The organism is Sorangium sp. KYC3313, assembly GCF_052075895.1.
Taxonomy (GTDB): Bacteria; Myxococcota_A; Polyangia; order Polyangiales; family Polyangiaceae; genus Sorangium; species Sorangium cellulosum_B.
The window spans coordinates 5,728,685-5,755,320 of sequence record NZ_CP197255.1 but is presented as its reverse complement, the minus strand read 5'-3'; the positions used below and the strand labels follow the sequence as shown (position 1 = coordinate 5,755,320).

21 protein-coding genes and 1 pseudogene are annotated in these 26,636 nt (G+C 72.3%); 6 read left to right on the top strand and 16 right to left on the bottom strand.

Annotated elements, in window-relative coordinates:
* The first annotated feature begins 20 nt into the window (after window positions 1-20).
* The gene (locus tag ACSRUE_RS22455; RefSeq protein ID WP_441292780.1) at window positions 21-1,874 is read left to right on the top strand and encodes a sigma 54-interacting transcriptional regulator; all 1,854 of its coding nucleotides are present in this window, start codon (window positions 21-23) and stop codon (window positions 1,872-1,874) included.
* Between the two features lie 149 nt (window positions 1,875-2,023).
* On the opposite strand, the pseudogene ACSRUE_RS22450 reads toward ACSRUE_RS22455, so the two are convergent.
* Together ACSRUE_RS22450 and ACSRUE_RS22445 are read right to left on the bottom strand one after the other, a co-directional pair.
* Window positions 2,024-2,122 (bottom strand): annotated as a pseudogene (locus tag ACSRUE_RS22450) (hypothetical protein); the annotation flags it as partial.
* A 964-nt stretch (window positions 2,123-3,086) separates the two neighbouring features.
* Complete coding sequence (locus ACSRUE_RS22445) at window positions 3,087-3,884, bottom strand: sensor histidine kinase (protein ID WP_441292779.1); 798 nt, start codon at window positions 3,882-3,884, stop codon at window positions 3,087-3,089.
* 579 nt (window positions 3,885-4,463) lie between these two features.
* Between ACSRUE_RS22445 and ACSRUE_RS22440 the strand changes: the two genes are divergently transcribed.
* Window positions 4,464-5,096 (top strand): hypothetical protein, encoded by a 633-nt coding sequence (locus ACSRUE_RS22440; RefSeq protein WP_441292778.1) that lies wholly within the window; start codon window positions 4,464-4,466, stop codon window positions 5,094-5,096.
* Here ACSRUE_RS22440 and ACSRUE_RS22435 read toward each other — a convergent pair.
* Window positions 5,008-6,228: an Acg family FMN-binding oxidoreductase gene (locus tag ACSRUE_RS22435; protein ID WP_441292777.1), complete on the bottom strand. Its 1,221-nt coding sequence runs from the start codon at window positions 6,226-6,228 to the stop codon at window positions 5,008-5,010. The two genes, ACSRUE_RS22440 and ACSRUE_RS22435, sit on opposite strands and share 89 nt — an antisense overlap.
* 124 nt (window positions 6,229-6,352) lie before the next feature.
* Between ACSRUE_RS22435 and ACSRUE_RS22430 the strand changes: the two genes are divergently transcribed.
* Together ACSRUE_RS22430 and ACSRUE_RS22425 are read left to right on the top strand one after the other, a co-directional pair.
* Window positions 6,353-7,294, top strand: a complete 942-nt coding sequence (locus ACSRUE_RS22430) for a LysR family transcriptional regulator (RefSeq protein WP_441292776.1) — start codon at window positions 6,353-6,355, stop codon at window positions 7,292-7,294.
* A gap of 197 nt (window positions 7,295-7,491) precedes the next feature.
* Window positions 7,492-8,412, top strand: coding sequence for a transposase (locus ACSRUE_RS22425; protein ID WP_441292775.1), 921 nt, complete (start codon window positions 7,492-7,494; stop codon window positions 8,410-8,412).
* Between the two features lie 63 nt (window positions 8,413-8,475).
* On the opposite strand, the gene ACSRUE_RS22420 is transcribed toward ACSRUE_RS22425, so the two are convergent.
* The 3 genes from ACSRUE_RS22420 to ACSRUE_RS22410 are packed head-to-tail and all read right to left on the bottom strand — an operon-like array spanning window position 8,476 to window position 12,045.
* Window positions 8,476-10,272, bottom strand: coding sequence for a hypothetical protein (locus tag ACSRUE_RS22420; RefSeq protein WP_441292774.1), 1,797 nt, complete (start codon window positions 10,270-10,272; stop codon window positions 8,476-8,478).
* Entirely contained in the window at window positions 10,259-11,092 is an 834-nt protein-coding gene (locus tag ACSRUE_RS22415; protein WP_441293115.1) for a S8 family peptidase, read from the bottom strand. The genes ACSRUE_RS22420 and ACSRUE_RS22415 overlap by 14 nt, the downstream gene beginning before the upstream one ends.
* Before the next feature lie 2 nt (window positions 11,093-11,094).
* Window positions 11,095-12,045 (bottom strand): hypothetical protein, encoded by a 951-nt coding sequence (locus ACSRUE_RS22410; RefSeq protein ID WP_441292773.1) that lies wholly within the window; start codon window positions 12,043-12,045, stop codon window positions 11,095-11,097.
* Window positions 12,046-12,251: 206 nt separating this feature from the next.
* Here ACSRUE_RS22410 and ACSRUE_RS22405 point away from each other — a divergent pair, with 206 nt between their 5' ends.
* Window positions 12,252-12,854, top strand: a complete 603-nt coding sequence (locus ACSRUE_RS22405) for a hypothetical protein (protein ID WP_441292772.1) — start codon at window positions 12,252-12,254, stop codon at window positions 12,852-12,854.
* Window positions 12,855-12,891: 37 nt separating this feature from the next.
* Here ACSRUE_RS22405 and ACSRUE_RS22400 read toward each other — a convergent pair whose 3' ends face one another.
* Window positions 12,892-14,865: an ATP-binding cassette domain-containing protein gene (locus ACSRUE_RS22400; protein WP_441292771.1), complete on the bottom strand. Its 1,974-nt coding sequence runs from the start codon at window positions 14,863-14,865 to the stop codon at window positions 12,892-12,894.
* Between the two features lie 69 nt (window positions 14,866-14,934).
* Here ACSRUE_RS22400 and ACSRUE_RS22395 point away from each other — a divergent pair, with 69 nt between their 5' ends.
* Window positions 14,935-15,609, top strand: coding sequence for a hypothetical protein (locus ACSRUE_RS22395; protein ID WP_441292770.1), 675 nt, complete (start codon window positions 14,935-14,937; stop codon window positions 15,607-15,609).
* 626 nt (window positions 15,610-16,235) lie between these two features.
* On the opposite strand, the gene ACSRUE_RS22390 is transcribed toward ACSRUE_RS22395, so the two are convergent.
* The 9 genes from ACSRUE_RS22390 to ACSRUE_RS22350 form a co-directional block, all read right to left on the bottom strand.
* Window positions 16,236-18,704 (bottom strand): SpoIIE family protein phosphatase, encoded by a 2,469-nt coding sequence (locus tag ACSRUE_RS22390; RefSeq protein WP_441292769.1) that lies wholly within the window; start codon window positions 18,702-18,704, stop codon window positions 16,236-16,238.
* A gap of 20 nt (window positions 18,705-18,724) precedes the next feature.
* Complete coding sequence (locus tag ACSRUE_RS22385) at window positions 18,725-19,102, bottom strand: hypothetical protein (protein ID WP_441292768.1); 378 nt, start codon at window positions 19,100-19,102, stop codon at window positions 18,725-18,727.
* The gene (locus ACSRUE_RS22380; protein WP_441292767.1) at window positions 19,083-19,496 is read right to left on the bottom strand and encodes a hypothetical protein; all 414 of its coding nucleotides are present in this window, start codon (window positions 19,494-19,496) and stop codon (window positions 19,083-19,085) included. Before ACSRUE_RS22380 ends, ACSRUE_RS22385 begins: the two co-directional genes overlap by 20 nt.
* Window positions 19,497-19,692: 196 nt before the next feature.
* Window positions 19,693-22,182 carry a SpoIIE family protein phosphatase gene (locus tag ACSRUE_RS22375; RefSeq protein ID WP_437766229.1) on the bottom strand — a complete coding sequence of 830 codons (2,490 nt, stop codon included), beginning with the start codon at window positions 22,180-22,182 and terminating at the stop codon, window positions 19,693-19,695.
* Between the two features lie 17 nt (window positions 22,183-22,199).
* Complete coding sequence (locus tag ACSRUE_RS22370; RefSeq protein WP_437766228.1) at window positions 22,200-22,577, bottom strand: hypothetical protein; 378 nt, start codon at window positions 22,575-22,577, stop codon at window positions 22,200-22,202.
* Window positions 22,558-23,013 carry a hypothetical protein gene (locus ACSRUE_RS22365; protein WP_437766227.1) on the bottom strand — a complete coding sequence of 152 codons (456 nt, stop codon included), beginning with the start codon at window positions 23,011-23,013 and terminating at the stop codon, window positions 22,558-22,560. Before ACSRUE_RS22365 ends, ACSRUE_RS22370 begins: the two co-directional genes overlap by 20 nt.
* A 183-nt stretch (window positions 23,014-23,196) precedes the next feature.
* Window positions 23,197-25,674: a SpoIIE family protein phosphatase gene (locus ACSRUE_RS22360; RefSeq protein WP_441292766.1), complete on the bottom strand. Its 2,478-nt coding sequence runs from the start codon at window positions 25,672-25,674 to the stop codon at window positions 23,197-23,199.
* Between the two features lie 20 nt (window positions 25,675-25,694).
* A complete protein-coding gene (locus tag ACSRUE_RS22355) occupies window positions 25,695-26,072 on the bottom strand; it encodes a hypothetical protein (protein ID WP_437766225.1) in 378 nt (125 codons plus the stop codon).
* On the bottom strand, window positions 26,053-26,586 hold the full coding sequence (locus ACSRUE_RS22350; RefSeq protein ID WP_437766224.1) for a hypothetical protein: 534 nt from the start codon (window positions 26,584-26,586) through the stop codon (window positions 26,053-26,055). The genes ACSRUE_RS22355 and ACSRUE_RS22350 overlap by 20 nt, the downstream gene beginning before the upstream one ends.
* Window positions 26,587-26,636 lie beyond the last annotated feature (50 nt).

The window sequence follows — 26,636 nt, the reverse complement described above, 5'->3', positions numbered from 1 at the left end:
GTGAGAAGGGGGTGAGCAGCGTGGCAGTCATTCGCGAGACGGACATCGGCCCGGAGACAACGCCGCTGTCCAGCAGCTTCATCGATGCGATCCAGGGGGTGAGGCAGGACGATCGGCGCGTCGCCCTGCTCGTCTACCACCGCGACGGCGCCGAGCGCGCCGTGCTGAGCCCGGGCGCGCCGGTCGTGATCGGCCGGGCGCCGCCCTCGCAGGTCCAGATCGGCGACGTCAGCCTCTCGCGCGAGCACGCCCGCTTCACCCAGTCCGGCGACAAGGTCGTCATCGAGGATCTGCGCTCGACCAACGGCACGTGGCTCGGCGGCGAGCGCATCACGCGAGGCGAGGTGAAGCCGGGCGAGGAGGTGATCCTCGGCAAGGTGGTGGTCGCCGTCCGCTCGATCACGGCGGCCGAGGACGAGCTGCCAGGGCTGATGAGCCACGAGCAGCTCCGCGTCGCCCTCGAGGAGGAGGTGAAGCGCGCGCGGTACTTCGGGCGGAGCTTCGCCGTCGTGATGGCCCGGGTCGCCCGCCAGCCCGGCGCCCACGTGAGCCACCTGTTCCCGCGCGTGCGGGCGCTGCTGCGCCCCGTGGACCGGATCGCGCTCTACAGCTCGGACGTGGTGGCGGCGCTGCTGCTCGAGGCCGGGACGGAGGTGGCGCTCGACGTGGCGCGCGCGCTCGCCGCGCCGCCCGGGGGCGGGTCGCCCGTCGTGCTCGCGGGGTTCGCGACGTTCCCCGACGCGGGGACCGTGGCGGAGGAGCTGCTCGATCGGTGCTGGAGCGCCGTGCGCAGCGCGACGGTGGAGCAGCCGGTGCGCTCGGCGCCGGGCGGGACATGGAAGAGCAACCCGGGCACCTGCAATTTCGAGCCGGTCGTCGTGAGCTCCGCGATGCGCCGCGTCTTCGAGATCGTCAAGCGGGTCTCGCGCTCGTCGATCCCGGTCCTCTTGCTGGGCGAGACGGGGACGGGCAAGGAGGTCGTGGCGCGGGCGATCCACGACAGCGGCCCGCGGAGCGGCAAGCCGATGGTGTGCGTCAACTGCGGGGCGATCCCGCAGCAGCTCGTCGAGAGCACGCTCTTCGGCCACGAGCGCGGCGCGTTCACCGGCGCGTGGCAGCAGCAGCGAGGGGTGTTCGAGGCGGCGGACGGCGGGACGGTCTTCCTCGACGAGATCGGCGAGCTGCCGGCCGCGGTGCAGGCCGCGCTCCTGCGCGTCCTCGAGACGCGGCAGGTGACCCGCGTCGGCTCGAACAAGCCGATCGACGTCGACGCGCGCGTCGTCGCGGCGACCCACCGCGACGTCGAGGCGATGTGCGCGTCCGGCGCGTTCCGCAGCGATCTGTTCTACCGCCTGAACACGATGACGATGACGATCCCGCCGCTCCGGGCGCGCCCGGAGGACATCGAGCCGCTCGCGCTGCGCTTCCTCGACCAGGCGAACCAGGCGAACGGCCGGTCGATCCGCGGCTTCGACCCCGAGTCGCTCGCGCGGCTCCGGGCGTACTCCTGGCCGGGGAACGCGCGGGAGCTGCGGAACGCGATCGAGCGGGCCGTGGTCATCGCCGAGGGCGAGTGGATCGCCGAGGAGGATCTGCCGGAGCGCGCCCGGGCGGCGCCCTCCTCCGAGCCGGCGGCGGAGGGGGAGCTGCCGTACCAGGTCGGAGAGCTCACCGCCGCGTCCCCGGGCGGGGACTACCTGAAGACGCGGCTGCAGCGCTGCGAGGCCGAGCTGATCGTCGAGGCGCTCCGCAAGGCGAGCGGGAACCAGACGGAGGCGGCGCGCGCGCTGGGCATGCCGCTGCGCACGCTCGTGTACAAGCTCAAGGCGCTCGGCATCAAGCGGCTCGGGTACGCGCCCCCCCGGGAGCCGTAGCGCGCGGCCGGGGAGCGGCCGGCCACGCTGGCTGGCCGCTCTGCCCTTCCCTTCTCCACGCGCGTCCACGCGCGCGACGTGCCCTGATCCCGGATGAGGCCGCGCTCGGCGAGGAAACCATCGAGGTCGACCGTCTCGATCCGGCCCCCGAACCGCTCCGAGGCTTCGAAGCGCCAGACGGTGCGGCGGGGGTCCCGCCGGGCGAGGCGAAAGCTGCAGTAGAGGCCGGTGATGGCGGCGCCGGCCACGATCGTATCGAACTCTCGCACGCGGTTCCTCCTCGGTTCCTGGACAGGGGATGAGGCCGGCTCCCCGCCGGCCTCCACGGCGCTGTCACGCGGCCGCCCGCGCGGAACAGGCGCCCCCCATCTCCACGCCTTCCTGCGGTCGTTTCATAGAACAGGAAGCGCCCGGTGGTCGCCTCGCAGACGGCCTGCCAGCCGCGCATCCGCCCGACGACATCGAACGAGAGCCCCCAGCGAGGCGTCTCGTCGATCACGCGCACGCCGAGGGCGTGCATCGGCAAGAGGGCGACCGGCGCCAGGGCAGGGCAGACGCTGAGGGCGGGCCGCAGACAGCCGGGCTTGGCGTGGACGCTCGCGCGGAGGTAGGCGGCGGTGCGGCCGCAAGCCTTCCTCTCCCCGCCGAGCTCCGCGAGGTCGGCGGGTCGAACGCTCGTGGGATGACGCGCGCCGTGCGCCTCGGTGTTCTTCGCAGCCTCCGAGACGATGGATAGGTGACCTCTTTGCCGAGCACAATGCGGATGAGGTCGCCGGTCGCTTCGATCTTCATGGTTCTCCCTGCGACGCGGGCGCCACGACGACGCCCCATCGATCGGCGCTGCTTCGCTCGCGCATTCGCCGAACGCGGATTGCCTATCTGGCCCCTGCTCTCACGTGAATCAGAGCACACCTCGTGCCGGCCGCGCCCACGCAGATTCACGGGGATATCGGCGCGCTGGTCGCGCGAGCGGGGATGAGCGCGCGGACCGCTGCACGATCGAGCAATGGAGTGCGTGCCAGGGAGGGCGCACGCCTGCGCTGCCTCGCGCGGCGGACCTCGCGTGGCGGCGGGCGTCGGGCGCGTCGCGCGCGACCGGCGAGCTCGCGTCGATGGTGGGGGATGCGCGGCGCCTCGCGGTGTGGGCGGGCGCTCGACGAGGGGATGGGGAGGGCGACGGCGTGTGGGCGGGCGTCGCAGGGAGCGACGGTGTCAGGGAGCGAGCGAGATGGCGGCCCGACTGGCGGGCTCGGGCTCGAGGGGGAGCTCGACCATGAAGGTCGAGCCGCAGCCCGGCGAGCTCTCCACGCCGATGGTTCCGCCGTGAGCGCGCACGATCTCGCGCGCGATGTAGAGCCCGAGCCCGAGGCCGCCGAAGTGCGCAACGCCGCCCGCGCGCTCGAAGCACCTGAAGATGCGGGCCTGGTCCTCCTCCGCGATGCCCGCGCCTCGATCGCGGACGAGGAGCTCCGCTCCGCCGGGACAGGCCTTCACCTCGATGGATATCGGCCGGTCCGCGCCGAACTGGATGGCGTTCTTGACGAGATGGAACACGAGGCGTCCCATCTGCTCGCGGTCCCAGCGGCCGACGATGCCCTCCGGCGCGTCGATGGAGATCGTGGAGGACGGGGAGCGGAGCTCCACCGGGAGCCCGGCGATCACCTCCCGGACGAGCGCCCCGAGATCAACGGCCTCGCGCTCGGGATCGAGCGGGCACGATCGGAGCCGGATCGCCTGGAGCATGTCATCGCAGAGCCGGGTGAGGCGGTTGACCTGCCGGCCGACGACCTCGAGCGAGGCGACCCACGTTGACCCGTCCTCCGCCCGTTGCTCGCTCAGCCGCTTCATCCGCTGCACCTGCAAGCTGAGCGAGGTCAGCGGCGTCAGGAGCTCGTGCGACGCGAGCGTGAGGAACTCGTCCCGAACACTGGCGCCTGCGTCGGGCTCGCAGCCGCGGGCGGGCCGGCGAGCTTCGGGGGTTCCAGGGAGAGGGGCGTTCGGGACGGACATGGTTCAACTCCCATTGGAGAGTGGATGGACTTTCGCGATCGCGTCCGAAGCATCGGCGATGCCACGCGTCATCGCCGTGGGAGAAGCGTGGTTTCCGCGGCACCTCGCGCTGGATCCGGGCCGCCGAGGGCGGGGGTGCCGTGGCGCCCGGCGAACGGTTGCTCAGGTACGCAAGAAGCAGAGCGTGGAGCGGAGCGACCCAGCGGAGCGACCCAGGTTGGGGCAGGGGGCGACCCGACCCAGGTTGGCGCGGCAGGCGGCAGGCGACCCCGGGGTCGACCCGACCCAGGTTGGGGTGGCTTTGGCTACCCAGGTTGGGGTGGCTTTGGCATCGCAGGCGGATCGGCGCCCGGGTGAAGGGCTGAGGCGCGCCGGAGCGGGCCGGTCGACGGCAGCGAAACCGCGGAGGGGCTTCCGCGTAGCCGCGGATGAACCCGCCCGGCGGAGCGCGCAGAGCCGCGCGCCCACGAGCTCGGGGCGCGCCGTGCCCGTCGTCACGACCGAGATGCGCCTCGACGATCGACGCACCGACAAGCCCGCGCCGCTGAGTTCACGGCGCCGTTCCCCAGAAGCTTTCTCATGTTTCGCAGCACGATGGGCATCACGGCCCTGAGCTTCGGTCTCTTCGCGGCGGGCGCGCCCGGCGACGCCATGGCGCACGGCAACGGCGTCCACCGGCGCGGCCAGATCTTCGTCATGACCAACGCCGGAGACGGCAACTCCGTGACGGCGTATGACCGGGCGTCGGACGGCTCGCTCTCGTACGCCGGCACGTACGCAACCGGAGGGCTCCGCGCGCCGACCCGGCCGATCAACGCGCTCGGATCCCAGAGCTCGCTCGTCCTCAGCGAGGACGGGAAGCTCCTGTTCGCCGTGAACGCGGGCAGCAGCGAGGTGTCGATGTTCCGCGTCGGCCCGCACGGCCTGACGCTGCTCGACGTGGTCGACTCGGGCGGCGACTTCCCGATTCCAGGTGAGCCGCGACGGCGACCTGATCCCGCGCGGGGAGGCGGGTGGATTGACGCCCGGCGGCGGCGCCCAGGGCATCGCCGTGCTGTGACGGTCGTTCCTCGACGTCCAGGGTTCGCCGCGCTCGGTCAGCACGCCAGCCGGAGCGCGACGCTCACGCGGCGCGGATCACCTCCTCCGCTGCGCGGCGCGGGCCGCACACGCCCTCTCGCTCCGGAAAGCCCAGCCGGAACGCGAAGGTGAGCTGCCGGTCGCCTAGACCCAGCGCCTCGGTGAACGAGCGCTCCATCGCCGGCGCTCGTCCGAGCATACGCTCCCGGTCGATGACCTCTGGCACCTGGTTCAGCGGGTGCATCGCGATGCCACGCGCAGTCGCCCAGAGATGCATGCGCTGCCACAGGCGCCCGGCGCGGAGCGTCGCGCCCAGGTCGTAGCGGTCGCGGACCGCGATGACGCCGACGCCGGGATCGCCGGCGAGGTGGACCTCGCGGGTGACGCGGAGCCAGTCGTCGTGCATCTGTTCCGCCGACGGACGCGGCAGCAGCTTGACCGCCGCGGTGAGCAGCGGGCCGAGCCCCATCACATCGAGGGTCAGCCCGTCTCTATGGCTCGGTACCGCCTCCGGCGCCAGCCGGAACCACGCGTCGCTGTCCCGCACCATCGCCGCGTCGCGGACGATGGTCTCGGTGGCCCGCAGCGTGTGAGCGGCGAAGCTCTCGCGCTGATCGGGGTGCTCCAGCCAGACGACCTCACCATCGGAGCCCGCTTCGCTCAGGCGCGAGAGCTCCTGGAGCGCCGAACCAGGCACACGCTGCGCCTGATACGGGCCGCGGTTCGTGTGTCGCCGTGCGATGACCTCCGCGAGCGGGGACGCCGCTGCGCCTGGCTCGATACGGACGCTCGCCACCCGGATCGCCCGCGGCGCCGTGCGCTCGAGAGCGCGAGATCCCTCCGGGTCGGAGCCCGGCAGAGGGCCGGCTTCGAGCTCAACGCGGGGGGCCCATCCCATCGAACCCGCCGCGAGCGCCAGGTTCTCTATCGCGCAACCGAGCCCGATGTGCATCTCGCGCAGGAACGGATCCATGGTGCCGAGCGATCGAGACCTGTCCGAGAACACGTCGATGCGATCCGGGTGGACCTCGAACAGCCAGGGTTGCGTGTTGTGCGGGCTCGCGGCGAGCACCGCCGCGCGCACGAGCTCGGCGAGCTCGCCGCCGCGCTGCCCGCGGAACGCGGTCCAAGGGGCGAACGGCTCGCCCGTCCGAGCGTCGAACACACCCCGGCCGGCAGCGTACCAGCCCGCTCCCGCCGCCACGGCGAGCGTCGCGACGCCTTCCAGCAGGCGCCGCCGCGAGACCTTGAATTTCCTCTCCATGATGCGCTCCATCCTCCAGAGGACGTTTGACCGGGCTCCGCGAGCGACGGCCATGCGCAGAGACTGAGGCGGTTCTGACGATTAGTAAAAGACATCTCTCTAATATGATATATTATTGTGTCTAATGATCGAGGCACTCCCCGACGACCTGAATCTCCTGCTCGCGCTTGACGTGCTGCTGCGCGAGCGGCACGTGACGCGCGCGGCGAAGCGGCTCGGCATCACGCAGTCGGCTGCGAGCCAGCGGCTCGGGCGGTTGCGCGAGTTCTTCGGCGATGCGCTGCTCGCTCCGGGGCGGCCGCTGCTGGCCCTCACGCCGCGCGCCGAGGCGCTCGCCGACCCGCTGGCTCAGGCGCTCGCGAGCTTGCGGGCGGCGGTCCAGGCCGGCGCGCCGTTCGACCCAGCGACGTCCGAGCGCCGTTTCGTGCTGCTCGGCAACGACCTGCTGGAGGCGGTTGCGTTGCCGCGGCTCTTGCCCATGCTGGCGCGCGAGGCACCGTACATCACGGTGCAGGTCGACCGCGCCGATGCGGACTTCGTGAGGCGGCTCGAGCGGGGAACGGCGGATCTGGCGTTCGTCCCGGAGTTCCTCGTGCCCCCGTCGTCACGACAGCTGCGCTTGCCGGAGGAGGGATTCGTGACGCTGATGCGCAGGGACCACCCCGCAGCGTCACGGCGGCTGACCCTGGAGCGCTACCTGGAGCTCGGGCACGTGCTGGTCGCTCCGCACGGCATGCCGGGCAGCCTCGTCGATCGCGCGCTGGAAGCTCGTGGGCGGCGGCGGCGGATCGTCGCGCAGGTCCAGCACTTCGTGACGGTGCCTTTCCTGATCGCGGCCTCGGACCTCGTGGTGACGTGTCCAGCGATGGTCGCGGCGGTGTCGACGCCCTTTGGCCTACGCGCGGCCCGGCCCCCCGTCGAGCTCGGCGTGGACCGATCTTCGGCGGTCTGGCACGAGCGTGTGCACGACGATCCGGGCCATCGCTGGCTGCGCTCCTGGCTCAGCAAGGCGATCCGCGCGGGCGCGACCCAACCACGCGGGCGCGACCCAACCAGGTTGACCTGACCCAACCAGGTTGACCCGAGCCAGATCGAACCAGGTTGACCCGAGCCAGGTCGACCCACCCAGGTTGGCCCGACCCACGGGGTGACGGAGCACGGTCCGCCATGGCGCCGCCACCTGCAGGCATCGGTAAGGACTTGGTAAGCACTTGAAATCGTTCACCACGATCGCCGGCACGGCTCTTGGAATTCTGCCCGACCATGAGCCAGCCCCGCCAGATCGCGCCCGGCGTAACCTACCTGATCACCCGTCGCGTCCTGCGCCGACATCTCCTCTTCCGCCCCGACGCAGCCATCACTCAGCTCTTGGTCTACGCCCTCGCGGTCTCGACCCGCCGCTACGGCATCAAGGTCCATGCGCATTGCGCGATGTCGACGCACCTGCACCTCGTCGTGACCGACGTGAACGGCGTTCTGCCGCGCTTCCTGCAGTTCTTCCATCGCATCGTCGCGCTCGGCACGAAGGTGCTCCGTGCGTGGGAAGGGCCGGTATGGGATCATGAGGCCACGAGCGTGGTGCGGCTGCTGACACGCGCGGCCGTCGTGGAGAAGATCGCCTATGTCCTCGCAAACCCTGTGGCCGCTGGACTCGTCCCGCATGCGCATGAGTGGCCGGGCGCCAAGGTGAAGGTGGGCGAGATCGGCAGGGGCGTGTTGTGCGCGGCGCGTCCCGCCGCATACTTCGACCCCCAAAATCCACAGTGGCCGGAGGAAGCAACGCTGTCAATCACGCTGCCGCCGACCATCGAGCAAGACAGCGCGGAAGACTTTCGCCAGGCCATCGCCGCCGAGCTCGAGAGGCAAGAATTGCAGGCGCAAGCGGAGGTGAAGCAGCGAGGGGGCCGCTTCCTCGGCGCCGAACAAGCCGGCAAGGTCTCGCCCCATGAGCGCATCACGAGCCTCGAGGCGCCGCGCGCTGGCAATCCGACGTTTGCTGTCGGCCCCAAGCAGGGTGACGCGTGGCGCTCGGCTCGTGCCGCTGTACGCGGATTTCGCGCCTTGTACCGCGCGGCGCTCGAGCGGTGGCGAGCCGGCGTGCGCAGCGTGGTATTCCCGGCAGGGACGTGGTGGATGTGCACGTTTCACGGCGCCAACATGGCCGATGCTGTGCTCACGATGTAGGTACTTCGTCGAGGGTAAAAGGGCAGGGACAACCTGGGTGAGGCAGCGCGCGCGGCTCGCGGGTCAACCTGGATGGCACGGGTTGTTCGTGACGACGAATCCCAGTGCCTCCACGCTCGCGCGAGCGTCGCCGTCCCAGCCGAGCCGCGGATCTAGGCGAAGCTCGCCCGGCGCGAGCACGACGGGCAGCGCTATCAGACCAACGAGCTCGACCGCATCGAGCTCCGCGCCAGTGTCTCCCGCGAACGGGGGACACAGCACGCGCCCTGCCGGCGCGAACGCCAGCGCTGCGCGCAGCGGCTCGCCCAGCGTCGCGCGCAGCACGGCGAGATCGTTGCCGATGGTGGCCGGTGTGGCAGCCGCCGGCCAGATCCATACCGCGAGGCCGGGCAGGTCGGCCACGCAGACCGCCATCGCGCGCTCGGGGGGGAGCGCGCGGCCACGGGCACCGAGGGGCGATGCCGCGATCGCGGCGACGATGAGCCCCGGCCGGGCGAGCGTCAACGCCGCGAGCCGACCGAGGTTGCGCTGAGCCGCCGTCCTGCGAGCGGCGATCGCGGCAAGGTGGTCGGGACGATCGTAAACAAGCTCGACCTCGCGCTGCATCGCCACGTGAGGCGAGGTCTGCGCCGCCGCGGCAAGCGCCCGCTCGCGGGCCTCGCCGTCCGACGTTGGCCCTCCCTTCTCCTGGAGCGGCGCGGCTTCCTTAATTTCCAGACACTCCCGGAGGAGCTGCGCCACCCGCGAGGACAGACCCAGGGAGCCGAGCGACCAGGCGGCGGAGAACCAGTCCGCTGGCTCCGCGAGCGCGAGCGCCTCGGTCGAGGCGCGATCCCAGGCGGCGAGCGCCTCGCCAAGCGAAAGGCCGAGCGCGCGGAAGAGTGCGCCCGCCTCATCCAGCGCCGCCGCCGCGCCCGGATCGCCGAGATCCCGCCGCGCGCGCCCGATCGCCCTCGAAGCGTAAGCGACCCAGGTTCGGAGTGGCGGCACAGCGTGCTCGGCAACGTCGCGGGCGGAGATCGCGAGTGCAAGGGCGTCGTCGGCGCGGCCGAGCTCGAGCGCAAGCTCGGAGAGGAACGTGAGTGCGCGCGCACGGCCGAACGCGTCGCCCAGGCGCGCGCACAGCCACTCCTGTCGCTGGAGCGGGGCTCGGGCGCGCTCCAGGGCGCCGAGGCCGAGCGCCGCCGCGCCGAGCTGGCCGCAGGCGATCGCCTCGCCCACGGCGTCGCCCCGGCGGCGGTGGAGCTCGGCCGCGTGCTCGAGCAGCGCCTCGGCCGCGCCGTGCGCGCCGAGGGTCACGTAGAGCGTGCCGAGCGAGTTCAGGATCTGCGCGCGCTCGCCGAGGAACGGCTCCGAGCGGCGCAGCGCCGACAGCAGCGTGCGCTGCGCAGCCGCCGCGTCGCCGAGGAGCCGCTCGGCCGTACCGCGGTAATGGGCGGCGACGACCGCGGCGCGGCGTCCGGGATCGCCTGCGGCCGCGATGGCGTCGAGCTCCTCGATGGCGGACGCACAGGCCGATCGTGCGTCGCGGCGCAAGCGAGCGAGCGCCGCCTCGCACCGCGCGAGGTCCCGCGCCTCGGCGGCCCCTCCTCGGTCGAACGCCGCGGCAGCGCCCTCGAGGTGCAGCACGGCGGCGTCCAGCGCTCCCTCACGCAACGCGAGCGCGCCGCGCCCAAAGCCGAGCGCCGCCGCGACGAGCGGCCCGCCGTCAAGCACCGCCGCCGCAGGATCGCGGCCGGCACCGAGGAGCGCCTCGACGCGATCGAGCTCGGCGCGGACCTCTGCGCCCGGCGCGCTCCGCAGCAGCCGCGACAGCGGCGACAGCGGCGACACGCTGTCGATCGGATCAAGCGGGAGCACCGCGCGCCTCCACCCCGTCGCCGCGCGCCCCACGCGCGAGCCCGTGCAACGCCGCCTTCACCGCCTCGATCGAGAGCTCCGGCCACGCGGCGCGGATGCGCGCGACGTGCGCGGTCACGTGGGGCGCCGCGAACGACGTACCGGTCCAGCGCCGCTCGCCGCCGCCGGGCGCGGGCGCGAGCACCTCGTCGCCGGGCGCGAGGATCTCGTGATCGAGCGTGAGCTCGCTCCGGAGCCCCTCCGGGTCCTGGAAGGCCCCTCTGCCGACGCCGATCAGCGACTTGAAGCGCCCTGGATAGGTGCGGAACGCCGCCGCGTTCGGGCCGGCGGCCACGAGCACTACCTCCGCGGTGTAGGCGGCGTCCGCGACCTCGTAGAGCTCGACCAGCGAGCGGTAGTCGCCCGGGCGGAGCGGCGCGTTCTTCGGGATGTCGATGCCGAGGCTCAGGTTGACCACGGAGAATCGCTCGCGGACGCAGAAGCGCAGCGCGGCGACGAGCCCGTCACGCGAGCACCGCCCGTCGTCACCGAGCGCACGAACGCTCGTGATCTCGGCCGCGGGCGCCATGCGGTGGACGATGCCCGCGCACGCCGTCCCGTGCCCGCTGAGATCTCCCGGAGCGCACGGCGCGACCCCGTGCGCGCCACCGCCAGCGCCGCGCTGGACCAGGGCGACGTGCCGCAGCGCCGCTGCGCGCAGCGCGGGGTGCGAGGCATCGACGCCGGAGTCGATCAGCGCGACGCGCACGCCGGCGCCGCTTCGCGCGCCCGGGCGTGGCGCACCGTGGAGCTCGCCGCCCGGTCCTGCCGGAGAGGCCATGGTCACGCGGAGCTCCCCTCCCCCGCGGAGGCCGGCTCCCCTGCATCGCCGGCGCCGCTCGCGTAGGCGTCGATCCGCGCGAGGAGGTCGAGAGCCAGGCGGGCCTCCGCCTCGCCGCGCTCGGCGAGCCTGCCCACCACCGCGGCGAGCTCCAGGCGGCGGCGGTACTCGGGCGTGAGGCGCAGCGCGTGGATGTGCCGCTCCAGCGCGGCGCGGAGCGAGGTGGGCGGCGGGGCCGCCCCTTCCGGGATGGGAGGTTCCGCGCTCGACGCTGCGCGCCCGCCCGGCGCCGCCGCCGGCTGGCCCGGCGCCTGCGCGAGCAGGTCGGGCATCGCGCGCGCGAAGAGCTCGAAGACGACGCGCTCGGTGCGGAACGACTCCACGGTGAGCGCGAGGACCTCGGCCAGCCGCTCGGCCAGGTCGAGCTCCCGCCCGCCGAGGGGCGCCTCGTGCGAGAACAGCGCAGCGCCGCCCACGGTCGCCGCGCCGACGCGGATGGGCACGAAGATCGCGGACGCCGGCGCGGCGGCCAGGAGCGGCCGGAGCGGCGCGATCATCGGATCGCCGTCGGACAGCTCCACCGCGTGCCCTCCGCCGCCACCGAGCAGGTACGCGAACGGGGTACCGCTCGGCGGCAGCTCCGCGCCCGGGGCGCGGAAGCCGACCGCGTCAGCGACGACGGGGACCGTGAGCCGCCCGAGCGTTTCCATCTCGAGCGCGACGAGCGCCTCCGAGCACGGCATCGCGAGGCACGCGAAGCGCAGGTGCTCCCCGAGCCCGCGCACCCGCGCCTCCACCGCGCCGAGGAGCGCCGCCGACTCGACGGTCGAGAGCAGGTCGCGGAGGCGCGCCGTGAAGGGCGCGAGCGGCGAGCGCAGCGCGTGCGGGTGGGGCGGGAGGGCCCGCGCCGGGGCGGGCGGGACACCCGGCGCGGAGCGGTCGGCGAGCGGCATGGACCGCCGATGCTACCGCCGGACCGCGCCGGAGCGAACCACCATGACACCCGTGGGAACCGGTTGACGTGCCGAGCTCCTCTCCTAGCATGCAGCGACATGCGGCGATTCGGCTGTCCGGCGCACCCTCCGAAGCGTTGGTCCGCGCGCGCGGCCGTTCGAGCGCGATCCACGGCCGCGAGGCCCGTCGATCCGGCGCGGGCGCAATGAGCCCGCCCGTCCGCGAGGGGCGGCGTCGCCTTGCCGTCGTCCTGTGGGGTGTCCTTGGCGTCGTGGCCGTCCTGGTCGAGGCCATCTGTCGCCTCGGCGCGACGGCGGCGCGCATCCTGACGGGGTACACGCTCACGACGGGACAGCTCGTCCTGCTCGCGGCCTGGACGGTCACGATCGCCTACTTCGAGGGGTACCGCGGCTTTCAGCAGCGCTTCTCGCCGCGGGTCGTCGCGCGCGCGCTCCACCTCGCCGAGCACGGGCGGCCCCTCCACGTGGCGCTGGCGCCGCTCTACTGCATGGCGCTCCTCCACGCGACGCGCCGCCGGCTGATCGCGACGTGGGCGCTCGTCGCGGGCATCGTGGCGCTCATCCTGCTCGTGCGGCAGATGCCCCCGCCCTACCGCGCGATCGTCGACGCGGGCGTCGCCTTCGCGCTCGCCTGGGGGGCCGTATCCATCCTCGTCTGGCTCGCGCGGGGGCTCGCGGGCCGCCCGCTGGGCATCTCGGCGGACGTGCCCGAAGATGCGGGCCGCGCCGTCGACGCCGAGCACCTCGCCCGCCAGGCCGCGCGGGCAGGCGGTCCCTGCGATCCGTGAGCTCCGCGCGAGCGGGGGGACCGCGCGCGCGTCTTCGTCAGCCCGCCGCCGACCTCGAGGATCGCTGCAGCGCCTCGGCCAGAAGCGACCGATAGAGCGGCGAGCTCTCGCGGAGCGATTCGTGCGTGCCCACCGCCGCGACCCGACCGCCGTCGAGCAGCACGTTGAACGTCGACCTGAGGAGGTGCGGCGCGTGGGTCACGACGATGGCCGTGCGCCCGGCGGCGACCTCGCACGCCGTGCGGAGGACCGCCTCGGCGGTGGCGCCCGGCAGGCCCGCCTCCGGCTCGTCCAGCACGAAGACCCGCGGCTCGCGCAGCAGCACCCGCGCGAGCAGCAGCCGCCGCGCCTCACCGCCCGACAGGCTCGGCGGTGAGGCGCGCACCTCCGTCGCGAGGCCGCGCGCGGGCCGCGCCTCGCCCTCCGCCGGCGGCGCGCCTGCGAGCTCGTCGAGCTCCACCCGGAGGAGCGCCTCGCGCATGCGCTCCTCCGTGGGCGCGGGCTCGAGGCCGAGCGCCAGGTTGTCCGCGATGCTCCGCTCGAACAGCCGCGCCGATTGCCCCACCACCCCGAACAGCCGCGGGAGCTCCTCGGGCGGGATCTGCCGCAGATCCACGCCGCCCACGGCGATCGCGCCCGACGACGGCTCGTCGAGGCGCAGGAGCAGGCGCAGGAGCATCGACTTGCCGCTGCCGGAGCGACCGCAGACGCCGACCACCGCTCCGGCGGGGATCGAGAGCGACACGCCGTCGAGGACGGGGCGGCTCGCGCCCGGCGGCGTGAACGTGACCCCCTCGAAGGCGATCGACAGGGGGCGCCTCGCCTCGCCGTCCAGCTGCATCGCGAGGCCGCCGGAGGGGCGCGGCGGGTGCTCGGGCAGGCGCAGCAGCGCGAGCGTCGCTCGCAGCAGGGGGGCGCGCTCGATGAAGCCGGCGCGGAGGGCGTCGAGCGCCTCGAGGCGCGCCATCAGCAGCGGCACCACGAGCAGGAGCTCTCCGACCTCGCCCGCGCCGGTGCCCCCGCGAGAGGCCGCGAGCGCGGCGACGATGACGAGCGGCGAGAGCGCCGCGAGCGTGCCCTTGATCTGGCCGGAGACGGCGAGCGCCTGGCCGAAGCGGCGGCGCGCGTCAGCGACCCGGCCCGCGGCCACAGCGAGCTCTCCCTCGGCCTGGGCGCGCGCGCCGAGCAGGCGGAGGTCCTCCGCTCCCGAAAGCGCCTCGCCCACCGCGCCGAAGACGGCCGTGTCGGCGTGCTGCACCTCCCGCATCGCGCGCGCCACGCGGCCCGAGGCCCGGTCCGCCGCGAGGCGCGAGGCCGCGAACAGCGCCGCGCCGCCCGCGAGGACGAGGGCCATGCCGCTCGAGACCAGCGACCCGGCCAGGACCGCGAGCGTCGCGAGCGCCTGGGGCAAGCCGGTCGCGACGGCGATCGCGAAATCGGCGACGAGGCCGGCGTCCCGCGCGATCGCGAGCCGCACGACCTCCGCGCCCCGGACGGGCGGCGCGGACCCGGCGCTCGGCGGCCGCGGCGCGGGCCCCGCCGCCTGCGCCGCGATGAGTGCGCGCCCGGCAGCGTCCACGTCGCGGGGCGAGGCGGAGAGCGCCGCCCGGAAGAGCGCGACGCGGAGCGCGGCGGTGAGAGCGCCGCCGAGCTCCGAGCTCTTCCGGCCCGAGAGCACCGCCAGGGAGGCGGACACGAGCGTGGCGCCGAGCGCCGCGAGGACCACGGCCGCCGGCGGTGCGCCGGCGAGCAGCCGGGCGAGCGCGCCGCCGATGCCGCCCGAGGGCGGCGCCTCGCGCCCGGAGACGGCGCCGAGGGCCACGCCGGCGATCGCCGGGAGCAGGCCGGACAGCGCGCCCGCGAGCGACGACAGCGCCACGACGAGGGCGAGGCGCGCGGCGGCGCTGGACGAGCCGCCGCGCAGGCCTCCCGATGACGACGACGTGGGCGACACGCCCTCCTCGCGCAGCGAGCGAAGACCGATCCGCAGGATCGCGAGGAGCGCGCGCATCGACGTGCGATGCCACGGTACACTGCCGACGCCGTTGCGCGCGACGCGCATTCGATCGACGCTCTCCTCGTGCGCACCGCGCTCGTGGTCCTGCTCCCGCTGCTCGCGGCCTGCGAGCGCCCGCCGCCCGCGCCGCCGGCGGGGGCCGACGCCGGCGCGCTCACCCCCTGGGCGCGCGGCGCCGCCGCGTCGCTGGACGACCGCGGCGCCCGCCTCCGGACGGACAGCGCGCCGGCGGTGGGGTCCGTCGAGCCGGATGCGCTCGCAGAGATCCTCGCCGCCGCGCGGGAGGCCGCCCCCAGGCCGGCCGATGGCGTGAGCGTCGCGAAGATCGGCACGAGCACCGGCCTCCCGGCGCCTTCCGCGCTCCCGCCGGAGCCGGCGCCCGCCCCCACCCCTGCCCCCCGCTCGCGCGTCGAGATCGGCGCGCCCATGGTGCAGGCCAACATGTCGAGCCCGGCGATCGAGAAGGCGGCGCGGGCGCAGCTCTACTGGGACCTCGTGCAGCGCTGCCGCGGCCCGGGCGGGAGCCTGCTGCCGCCTGACGCCATCCGGGTGGAGTTCAACGTCGACGCCGAGGGCTATATCGTGGTGCCGACGATCATCGGGAGTGCGTCCGACCCCCGCTACGACGAGGCGGCCACCTGCATGCGGCGGGAGCTGTCGGGCGCAGCGTTCCGCGCGCCGGCAGGCGCGCGCGGGCTCCCAACCCGGGTCGACGCCACCGTGCCTTCGGTCGACTGAGCCGGAGCGGATCCGGCGGGCATGCAGGCTGCCAGCTCCGCGGATCCGGCGGGCATGCAGGCTGCCAGCTCCGGGCTGCCGGACCGCAGACCGCCGACCCGGGCTCGGGGCTACCCCCCGGGGCCACCCACCCGGGTTGGGTCGGACCGGACCGCTCACCCGGGTTGGGTCATCCGGGCTGCCCACCCAGGTTGGGTAGATTGGGTCACCCGACCGCACCCAGGTTGGGTCGCCGACCACCGCCGCCGACCGCTGAAAGCGGAAAGCGAACCCGGGTCGGGGCGCCCAACCTCGGGGCGCCCAACCCGGGTCTCGCCCTCCCTCAACCCGGGTCGGGTCCACCGGGGTTGGGTCCACCGCGTTGGGTCGATCCCGGGGTTGGGTCCACCGCGTTGGGTCGATCCCGGGGTTGGGTCCACCGGGGTTGGGTCCACCCCGGCGCGATCTCCGGGCTCCGGCGCGCAGCCCCTCGCGCCCGCTGCCGCGCGCCGCGCCGCGCGCAACGCCAGTCCAGCGCCCCACGCCGCAAGAGCGCCGCCGAGGACAGAACGTCTCCGTTCCTCCACGGCAGCGTCATCGAGCGCCGCCCTGCCGAGGCGACGCAGCGGCAACAGCAGCCGCCGGCGCTACGCCGGCGCCCGGTACCGCGCCACGACGACCGTGATGTCGTCGTCCGGGCTCGGGCACCACCCCTCGACCTCCCTCAGGATCCTGTCGCGGATCGCCTCGACCGGCGCGGTCTGCACGGCCTCGATGGCGGTGCAGAGCCGCTCCAGCCCGAACTGCTCGCGGTGCGCGTTGCGCGACTCCGTCACCCCGTCGCTGTAGAGCACGAGCACGTCCCCGTCCTCCAGGACGAACTGGGCGTCCCGCGTCACCTCGTCGATGACGGGCAACACGCCGATCCAGACGCCCGAGCTCGGGATGCACACGCACCGCCGCGTGCGCGCCGAGCACACGATGATGTCGTCGTGCGCCCCGGCGAACGTCACCCGCCCGCCCCGCTCGTACCGGAGCAGGAGCAGCGTCGCGTGCTCGTCCCGCTTCAGGCGGCCGCGCACGTTCTTGTAGAGCGCCTTGTTGAGCGCCGCGAGCAGCTCGCTCGGGCTCGCGCCCGGGTCCCTGCTCGTCAGCGCCGCCACCATGCTCTGGATCATCAGCATCACGAGCCCCGCAGCGAGCCCGTGCCCCGCGACGTCGCCGATCCCGAGCCACCCCCCCTCGGGCGTCGCGATGACGTCGTAGTAGTCGCCGCCCACCTCGGCCGCCGGCGTCATGGCCGCGGAGAGCTCCAGCCCCTCGATGTGCAGCTGCTCCGGCACCAGCGTCGTCTGGAGGCGCGCCGCGAGCGCCGTCTCCTGCCGCTCGCTCTCCTGCTCCAGCCGCTCGCGCAGCTCCACCTGACGCACCATCTCCCGGTGCAGCGCCACCGTCTTCACCGCAGAGCCGATCTGGAGCCGCAGCGCGTCGTAGACCATCTCGTTCATGCCGCTGTTCAGCGCCATCACCCCGAAATACTCCGTGTCACCGAACGTGAGCGGCATCACGATGACGCTCGTGCGCTCGCTCGAGCTCAGGAACCCGCGAGGGGCCAGGGAGCGCGACGGGAAGCTCTCGGTCGGCGGCGTCACCGCGTGGCCGTCCTCCATCAGGAACAGCGTCTTCAGGGTGGCTCGCTGGGCGTCGTCGTAGAGCGAGACGGCGGCGCGCGTGAAGTGCAGCCTGGGCATCTCCGAGGCCAGCATGCGCTGGAAGAGGGGCAAGCTCAGGCACGTCGAGAACCACCGCCCGCTCCAGCTCAGATCGATCGAGGCGACCTCGACGTCGAGGCGCTGCCGCCCCTCGACGCGCACGGACGCGCTCCCGATGAGGACGCGGCACGCATGCCACAGCTGCTCCAGGGCCTCGTTCACGGCGGCGTCGCCCCCCTCCTCGACCGGTCGCCGGAGCCGCGCGCGCAGGAGCGTCACCACGCCCTGGAACAGATCGAGGAACACCCCCTCGCGCCCGGCCGTGTCGAGGACGCGCTCCAGCACGTGCAGGAAGCACCCGTCGTGGCCCTCGAGCTCCTCTTCCAGCGCCGACAGGAGCCCGCCGGCCCAGCCGTCGAGCGACGCGGCCGGGATCCCCACCGCCTGCTCGATCGCGCGCTCCAGCTCGTCGCGCCGGCCGCCGAGCGACATCGCCCCGAGGCGCGGCGGGTTCGTGAGCGGCCGCATCGCGACCGCCTGGTACGCGCAGCCGCAGGACTCGCGCCGCGTGAGCTCGATCTGCTGCATGTTCCGATCGGGGACGGCCTCGCCGTCGAGCACGCGCAGGACCGTCTCGAGCGCGATCTCCCCGAGCCGCTTGATCGGCTGGCGAACCGTGGTCAAGGACGGCTTCGCGTAGCGCGCCACGCCCACGTCGTCGAAGCCGCACACCCGGATGTCCCTCGGCACGTGGAGGCCCCGCGACTTCAAGAGCTCTATCGCGCCGAGGGCCATGTTGTCGTTCGCCGCGACCACGGCGTCGATCTCGACCCCGCGATCCACGATCTCGGCCATCGCGGTGCGGCCCGTGTCGATCGTGAACTGGCCGCTCGCGACGAGGCGCTCGTCGTACGGGATCGCGCGCGCGGCGAGCGCCTTGCGGAACGCGTCGGCGCGGATCCTCGCCTCCTCGTTGTTGACCGGCCCGCCGATGTACGCGACGCGCCGGCACGCGTGATCGTCGAGCAGGTGGCCGGTCGCCATCTCGATCCCGAGGCCGTTGTCCACGAGGATGCTCGGGATGCCCTCCAGCGGGATCCCGATGCTGCAGAGGGGCATCGGCGCGTAGTCCTGGCAGAAGCGCTGCACCCCCTCGGCGCCGACGAAATTGCAGAGCGTCGCCGACGCGACCACGATGCCGTCGACCGCCTCCGCGCTGACGAGGCGGTAGATGCTGTTCTGGGCGGCCTCGGAGGGACCGTGGGCGGAGAGCGTCTCCCCGACGGCGATCACGAGGTTGACGTCGTGCGCCTCGGCGGCGCGCTCGACCCCGATCCGCAGCGCGGATTGGTACTCTCCGCGCACATAATCCATCACGAGGGCGATCGTCCGGCGCTTCTTCATCTTGTCCTGCGGCTCTCCGGTCAGGTGTCCTCGATCGAGACCAGCTCCGGAGACATGCGCTCGAGCGCCGCCAGGCTCCGTCTTTGCCATCCCAGCCGCGCGTCCGTCCGGAACTGCACCTTGCACTTCAGCCCCTGGCCCGCGAGCCCGCAGATGAAGCTGATGAACGCTTTCAGGCAGCTCGAGTTGAGAAAGTAAAGAGCCCTTATATCGAACTGCACCGCGCTGATGGAGAGGCGCATGACCTCTCCCTGGAGGGCCTTGAGGCAAAGGCCGAGCGGCGGCGCCGCCGCCATGTCGCCCGTGCCGGTGAGCCTGACGCCGAGGGTGTCGTCCCTCAGGGTCGGCTCGATCCCGAAGCTGTCCGTGACGACAGGCTCAACCCGTAAACCGCTCATCTCCCCTCCATCCCGCGACCGGCCCCTGCGCGATGATCGTCAGCCTGTTCCCCTCGATCGCGCAGTCCACGTCGAGCCCGCCCTCCGCGCGCAACCGCGCCAGGCCGAGCCCGGATACCCCTTCTACCATCGCCGTCTCACAGATGAGCTCGTCATAGTGCTTCACAGGATCGCTCGCCGACCTCAGCGCGGAGAGCCGCCGCTCCACCTCGCGCAGCCGCTCCGGCGACGCCTCGTTCCGCGCGCGGATCACGAGGACCCGCGCGCCCTCGCCCCCCTCCAGCGCCAGCGCGAGGCTGACCTCCGGGCCGGACGAGTACTTGATGAGGTTCTCGACGAGCTCGTGCGCGGCCATGTAGAACCGCGAGCTCGCACTCTCATCGTCCAGCACCATTCCGCAGAAGCTGGACACCAGCCGTAACACCGCGCTAGCCATCCGTTCACTCGGGAAAAACGTGATGCACAAGAACGGTGAAGCGTCCTGGCTCAGTCCGGAAGCTAACACGGTTCACGCAGCGTACGTAATTCTTGCACCGGATCCAATCCTCCTTGGTCGGCCGTGTGCCCATGTAGGCGAGCGAACGATCGCGTCAGGGCTGCCGGGGGGCGCGGTACCTCGCCACGACGACCGTGATGTCGTCGTCGGGGCTCGGGCACCACCCCTCGACCTCCTTCAGGATCCTGTCACGAATGGCCACGACGGATTCGGTCTGGACGGCCTCGATGGTGGTGCAGAGCCGCTCGAGGCCGAACTGCTCATGGTGGGCGTCGCGCGCCTCGGTCACTCCATCGCTGTAGAGCACGAGGACGTCGCCGTCCTCCAGGACGAACTCGGCGTCTCGCGTCAACTCGCGGATGGATGGCAACGTGCCGATCCAGACCCCCGAGCTCGGGATGCACACGCAGCGGCGGGTCTTCGCCCGGCACACGAGGATGTCGTCGTGCGCCCCGGCGAACGTCACCCGCCCGCTCCGCTCGTACCGCAAGAGGATCAGCGTCGCGTGCTCGTCCCGCATCATGCGGCCACGGACGTTCTCGTACAGCGCCGCGTTGATGGCCGAGATCACCCTGGCGGGGCTCGCCCTCGGGTCCCTGCGCGTCAGCGCCGAGACCATGCTCTGGATCATCAGCATCACGAGCCCCGCCGCGAGCCCGTGCCCCGCCACGTCGCCGATCCCGAGCCAACCGCCGTCGGCGGTCGCGAGCACGTCGTAGTAGTCGCCGCCCACCTCGGCGGCCGGCTTCATGACGGCGCAGAGCGAGAGCCCCGCGACCGACAGCCGCTCCGGGACCAGCGTCGTCTGGATGCGCGCCGCGACGACGCTCTCCTGGCGGACCCTCTCCTGCTCCAGCCGCTCGCGCGCCTCCACCTGACGGACCATCTCCCGGTGCAGCGCCGCGGCCTTGGTCGCCGAGCCGATCTGGAGGCGGAGCGCGTCGTAGATCAGCTCGTGCGCGCCGCTGCTGAACACCGCGACACCGAACTTCTCCTCGTCGCCGAACGCGACGGGGAGCACGATCATGGTCGTGCGCTCCCGGCCTCCCAGGAACCCGTCGGGCGCGAGGCGCCGCGCCGGGAAGCTCGCCGCCGGCGGGTCCACCTCGCGGCCGTCCTCCATCAGGAAGAGCGACCTCATGACACCTCGCTGCGCCTCGGGAGCGTCGTCATACAGCGACACCGCGGCCCGCGATATCCCGAGGACCGGCAGCTCCGACGCGAGCACGCGCTTCAGGCCGGGCAGGCTCAGGCACGTCGAGAAGCTCCGCGCGCTCCAGCTGAGGTACGTCGCCGCGAGCTCCACGGTCAGCCGCCGCTCCCCCTCGACGCGCATCGACGCGCTCGAGATCACCATGCGCGACACGTGCCAGAGCCGCTCGAGGGCATCGTAGAGAGCGACGCCCCCGCCGACCGACGGCGGCCGGCCGAGCCGCTCCCGGAGCACATCGATCATGCCCTGGAAGTGATCGAGGATCGCGCCCGCGCGCCCCGCCGCGTCGAGGAGCGCCTCGAGCGCGTGCCGGAAGCGGTTCTCCCGCCCCGCGAGCTCGTCCTCCAGCGCCGACAGGAGCTCGCCAGGCCAGCCATCGAGCGAGCCAGTCGGGATGGCCACGCTCCTCCTGAGCGCGGTCTCCAGCGACTCCCGCCGCGCCGCGACCAGGGACGCCCCGTCGCGCGGCGCCGAGGCCGACGGCGCGAGCGAGGCGCTCGCCTGAACCCGGCAGCCGCACGACTCACGGCACGTGAGCTCGACGTCGAGGAGCGCCACGTCCTCGACGACCTCGCCGTCGAGCATGCGCAGCATCGTGTCCATCGCCTGGGCCCCGAGCCGCTTCATGGGCTGGCGAACGGTGGTGAGCGACGGCTTGGAGAAGCGCGCGATGAAGGCGTCGTCGAAGCCGGACACGAGGATGTCCTGCGGGACGCGGAGCCCCCGCTCCGCGAGCAGCTCGATCACGCCGAGGGCCATCTTGTCGTTGGCGGCGACCACCGCGTCGACCTCGACCCCGCGGTCCAGGATGTCGCGTATCGCGACGCGGCCGCTGTCGATCGTGAACGCGCCCACCGCGAAGAGACGCTCGTCGAACGGGAGGCCGCGCCCCGCGAGCGCCCCCCAGTAGGCGTCGGCGCGCGCCTTGGCCTCCTCGTTGTTGGCCGGCCCGCCGACGTACGCGATGTTCCGGCGCCCGTGGACGTCGAGCATGTGCCCGACGGAGAGCTCGATCCCGAGGCCGTTGTTCACGATGAGGCTCGGGATACCGTCGACCGCCATCCCGATGCTGAAGACGGGCAGCGGCGCGTAAGCCCGGAAGAACTCGCGCATCCCCTCGATGCCGATGTGGTGGCAGAGGGTCGCCGACGCGACGATGATGCCGTCGACCGTCTCCGGGCTGATGAGCTGATAAACGCTGTTCTGGGCCGCCCCCCCCTCGCCGGGCAGCGCGAGCGTCTCTCCGAAGGCGATGATGAGATTGACGTCGTGCGCCTCCGCGGCGCGCTCGATGCCGAAGCGCACCTCGGACTGGTAGTCTCCCCCGACGTAGTCCATCAGGAAGGCGATCGTCCGGCGCTTCTCGCTCATCTCCCGCGGCTCTCGCGTCAGGTGTCGGCGATGGAGACCAGCTCCGGAGACATGCGCTCGATGGCCGTCAGGCTCCGCCGTTGCCAGCCCAGCCGCGCGTCGGTGAGGAACTCCACCTTGCACTTCGGCCCCTGGCTCGCGAGGGCGGCGATGAAGCTGATGAACGCCTTCAGGCAGCTCGAGTTGAGGAAGTAAAGGGCCCTCACGTCGAACTCGATGGCGCTCACGCGGAGGCGCGCCGCCTCGGCGTGGAGATCCTTGAGCAGCAAACCGAGCGGCGCGACCGCCGCCATGTCGCCCGTGCCGGTGAGCTTGACGCTGAGGGTGTCCTCCCTCAGGGCCGGCTCGATCCCGAAGCTGTCCGTGACGACGGGCTCAACCCTTAAGCTGCTCATCGACCCTCCACCTCCCCACCGGCGCGTGCGCGATGATCGTCAGCTCGTTGCCCTCGATTGTATAGTCCACGTCGAGCCCGCCCTCCGCGCGCACCCGCGCGAGGCCGAGCCCCGACACCCCTTCTACCATCGCCGTCTCACAGATGAGTTCGTCATAGTGCTTCACAGGATCGCTCGCCGCCTTCAGCTCGAAGAGCCGCCTCTCCACCTCGCGCAGCCGCTCCGGCGACGCCTCGTTCCGCGCGGAGATCTTCATCACGCAGGAACTCTCGCGCTCCTCCAGCGCGAGCTCGAGGCTGACCTTGGGGCCCGAGGAGTACTTGATGATGTTCTCGGCGAGCTCGTGCGCGGCCATGTAGAACCGCGAGCTCACGTTCGCGTCGTCCAGCACCATGCTGCAGAAGCTGGACACCAGCCGAAGCACACTGTTGGCCATACGCTCGCTCGGATGGAACGAGATGCATAGAAACAGTGACCCGTTCAGACTCGGTTCGGACACTGACACGATTGGCGCAGCGTACGTGGTTCTCAACCCGGATCCAATCCCTTCTGCTGACACCGACGATAGCGCTCATGTAGGAAAGCGGGCGGCCTAAGGCCACAGTTGCCACAATTACAGTCATCGAGGCGCGCTGTACCTCGCCACGACGACCGTGATGTCGTCATCGGGGCTCGGGCACCAGCCCTCGACCTCGCCGAGGATCCGGTCCCGGATCGCCTCGGCGGGCGCGCTCTGGGAGGACTCGATGGTGGAGCACAGCCGCTCGAGGCCGAACTGCTCGTGGTGCGCGTTGCGCGCCTCCGTCACGCCGTCGCTGTAGAGCACGAGGACGTCCCCGTCCTCCAGGACGAACTCGGCGTCTCGCGTCATCGCGTCGATGGCGGGCAGCGCGCCGATCCAGACGCCCGAGCTCGGGATGCACACGCAGCGGCGGGTCTTCGCGCGGCACACGATGATGTCGTCGTGCGCCCCGGCGAACGTCACCCGCCCGCTCCGCTCGTACCGCAAGAGGATCAGCGTCGCGTGCTCGTCCCGCTTCAGCCGACTGCGGACGTTCTCGTACACCGCCCCGTTCACCGCAGAGAGGATGTCCCCGGGGCTGGCGCGCGGGTCGTTGCGCGTCAGGGCCGAGATCATGCTCTGGATCATCAGCATCACGAGCCCCGCCGCGAGCCCGTGCCCCGCGACGTCGCCGATCCCGAGCCACCCGCCCTCGTCCGTCGCGAGAACGTCGTAGTAATCGCCGCCGACCTCGGCGGCCGGCTTCATGAGGGCGGAGAGCTCGAGGCCTTCGACCGAGAGCTGCGCCGGCACCAGCGTCGTCTGGATGCGCGCCGCGACGACGCTCTCCTGGCGGACCTTCTCCTGCTCCAGCCGCTCGCGCAGCTCCACCTGCCGCACGACCTCCCAGTGCAGCGCCGCGGCCTTGACCGCCGAGCCGATCTGGAGGCGGAGGGCGTCATAGACCATCTCGTTCGCGCCGCTGTTGAGCACCGCGACACCGAACTTCTCCTCGTCGCCGAACGCGACGGGGAGCGCGATCATGCTCGTGCGCTCCCGTCCTCCCAGGAACCCTTCGGGCGCGAGGCGGCGCGCCGGGAAGCTCTCCGCCGGCGGCTCCAGCTCGCGCCCGTCCTCCATCAGGAAGAGCGCCTTCATCGTGGTGCGCTGCGGGTCGTGCGCGATGTCGTAGAGCGACACCGCGACCCGCGAGAACTGCATCCGCGGCAGCTCCGACGCCATCATGCGCCGCAGGATGGGCAGGCTCAGGCAGGTCGAGAAGCTCCTCGCGCTCCAGCTCAGGTAGAGCGACGCGAGCTCCACGTTGAGCCGCTGCTGTCCCTCGGCGCGCACCGACGCGCTCCCGATGACGATGCGCGAGGCGTGCCAGATCCGCTCGAGCGCCTCGTCGAGGACCGCGTCCCGGAGGGCCCCGTGGCCCCGGCGGAACTGCTCGCGGAGCAGCGTGATCATGCCCTGGAAGTGCTCGAGGATCGCGCCCTCGCGCCCCGCCGCGTCGAGGAGCGACTCGACCGCGCGCAGGAAGCGGCCCTCGGTCCCCGCGAGCTCCTCTTCCAGCGCCGAGAGGAGCAGGCCGGCCCAGCCGTCGAGCGATCCGGCGGGGATCACGACGCTCTTCTCGAGCAGGCGCTCCAGATCGCCCCGCTGGCCAGCGGACGGGAGCGGCGCGCTCCACGCCTTGCTCGGGGGCGCGCCGGCGGGCTCCACCTGGTACCCGCAGCCGCAGGACTCGCGCAGCGTGAGCTCGACCGGGAACAGGTTGTACTCGGGGACCGGCTCGCCCTCGATCATGCGCACGATGATGTCCACGGCGCGCGCGCCGATGCGCTTGATGGGCTGGCGGATGGTGGACAGCGACGGCTTCGCGAAGCGCGCGATGACGGCATCGTCGAAGCCGCACACGGGGAGGTCCTTCGGGACGCTCAGGCCGTGCGCCTTGAGCTCCTCGATGGCCCCGAGCGCCATGTTGTCGTTGGCGGCGACCACGGCGTCGAACGCGACCCCGCGCCCGAGGATCTCCCGCATCGCGGCGCGCCCGGTGTCGATCGTGAAGCTGCCGAACGCGACGAGGCGCTCGTCGGCGCGGAGCGAGCGGTCCGCGAGCGCCCTCCGGTAGGCGTCGGCGCGGACCTCCGCCTCCTCGTTGCTCGGCGGCCCGCCGATGTACGCGACGCGCTGGCACCCGTGGTCGTCGACGAGGTGTCCGACCGAGAGATCGAGCCCGAGGCCGTTGTCGACCAGGAGGCTCGGGATGCCGTCGATCGCCATCCCGAGGCTGCAGATCGGCAGCGGCGCGTAGGACCGGCAGAACCGCTTCATCCCCTCGATGCCGACGTGGTGGCAGAGCGTCGTCGAGGCGACGATGATGCCGTCGACCGTCTCCGCGCCGATGAGGTGATACATGCTGTTCTGGGCCGTGCTGGCGGCACCGGGGAGGGCGAGCGTCTCGCCGAAGGCGATGATGAGATTGACGTCGTGCGCCTCGGCGGCGCGCTCGACGCCGAAGCGCACCTCGGACTGGTACTCGCCTCGTACGTAATCCATCAGGAGGGCGATGGTCCGGCGCTTCTTCATCGTGTCCTGCAGTGCTCGCCTCAGACGTCCGCGATGGAGACCAGCTCGGGGGACATGCGCTCGAGCGCCGTCAGGCTCCGCCGCTGCCACCCCAGCCTCGCGTCCGTGAGGAACTGCACCTTGCACTTCAGCCCCTGGCCCGCGAGCCCGCAGATGAAGCTGATGAACGCCTTCAGGCAGCTCGAGTTCAGAAAGTAAAGAGACCTTACGTCGAACTCCACGGCGCTCACGGAGAGGCGCACCACCTCCGCCTGGAGGGCCTTGCAATAGGAGCCGAGCGGCGCGGCCGCCGCCATGTCGCCCGTGCCGGTGAGCTTGACGCTGAGGGTGTCCTCCCGCAGGGCCGGCTCGATCCCGAAGCTGTCCGTGACGACGGACTCAACCCTCAAGCTGCTCATCTCCCCTCCATCTCCCAACCGGCGCGTGCGCGATGATCGTCAGCTCGTTCCCCTCGATCTTGTAGTCCACGTCGAGCCCGCCCTCCGCGCGCACCCGCGCGAGGCCGAGCCCCGACACCCCGTCTACCATCGCTGTCTCATGGATAAGCTCGTCGTAGTGCTTCACAGGATCGCTCGTCGTCTTCAGCTCGAGCAGCCGCCTCTCCACCTCGCGTAGGCGATCGGCAGAGGCCTCGTTCCGCGCGCGGATCTTCAGGATACAGGAGCTCTCGGCCTCCTCCAGCGCGAGCTCCAGGCTGACCTTGGGGCCCGTCGAGTACTTGGTGATGTTCTCGGCGAGCTCGTGCGCGGCCATGTAGAACCGCGAGCTCACGTTCGCGTCGTCCAGGATCATCCCGCAGAAACTGGACACGAGCCGCAGCACCGCCGTCGCCATGCGGTCGCTCGGGAAGAACGTGATGCAAAGGAACAGTGATGCATTCAGGTTCGGTTCGGACGCGGGCACGATTGCCACAGCCTACGTCGTTCCCGCAGCGGAGCCAACGCCTTCTGCTCTCGCGCGAG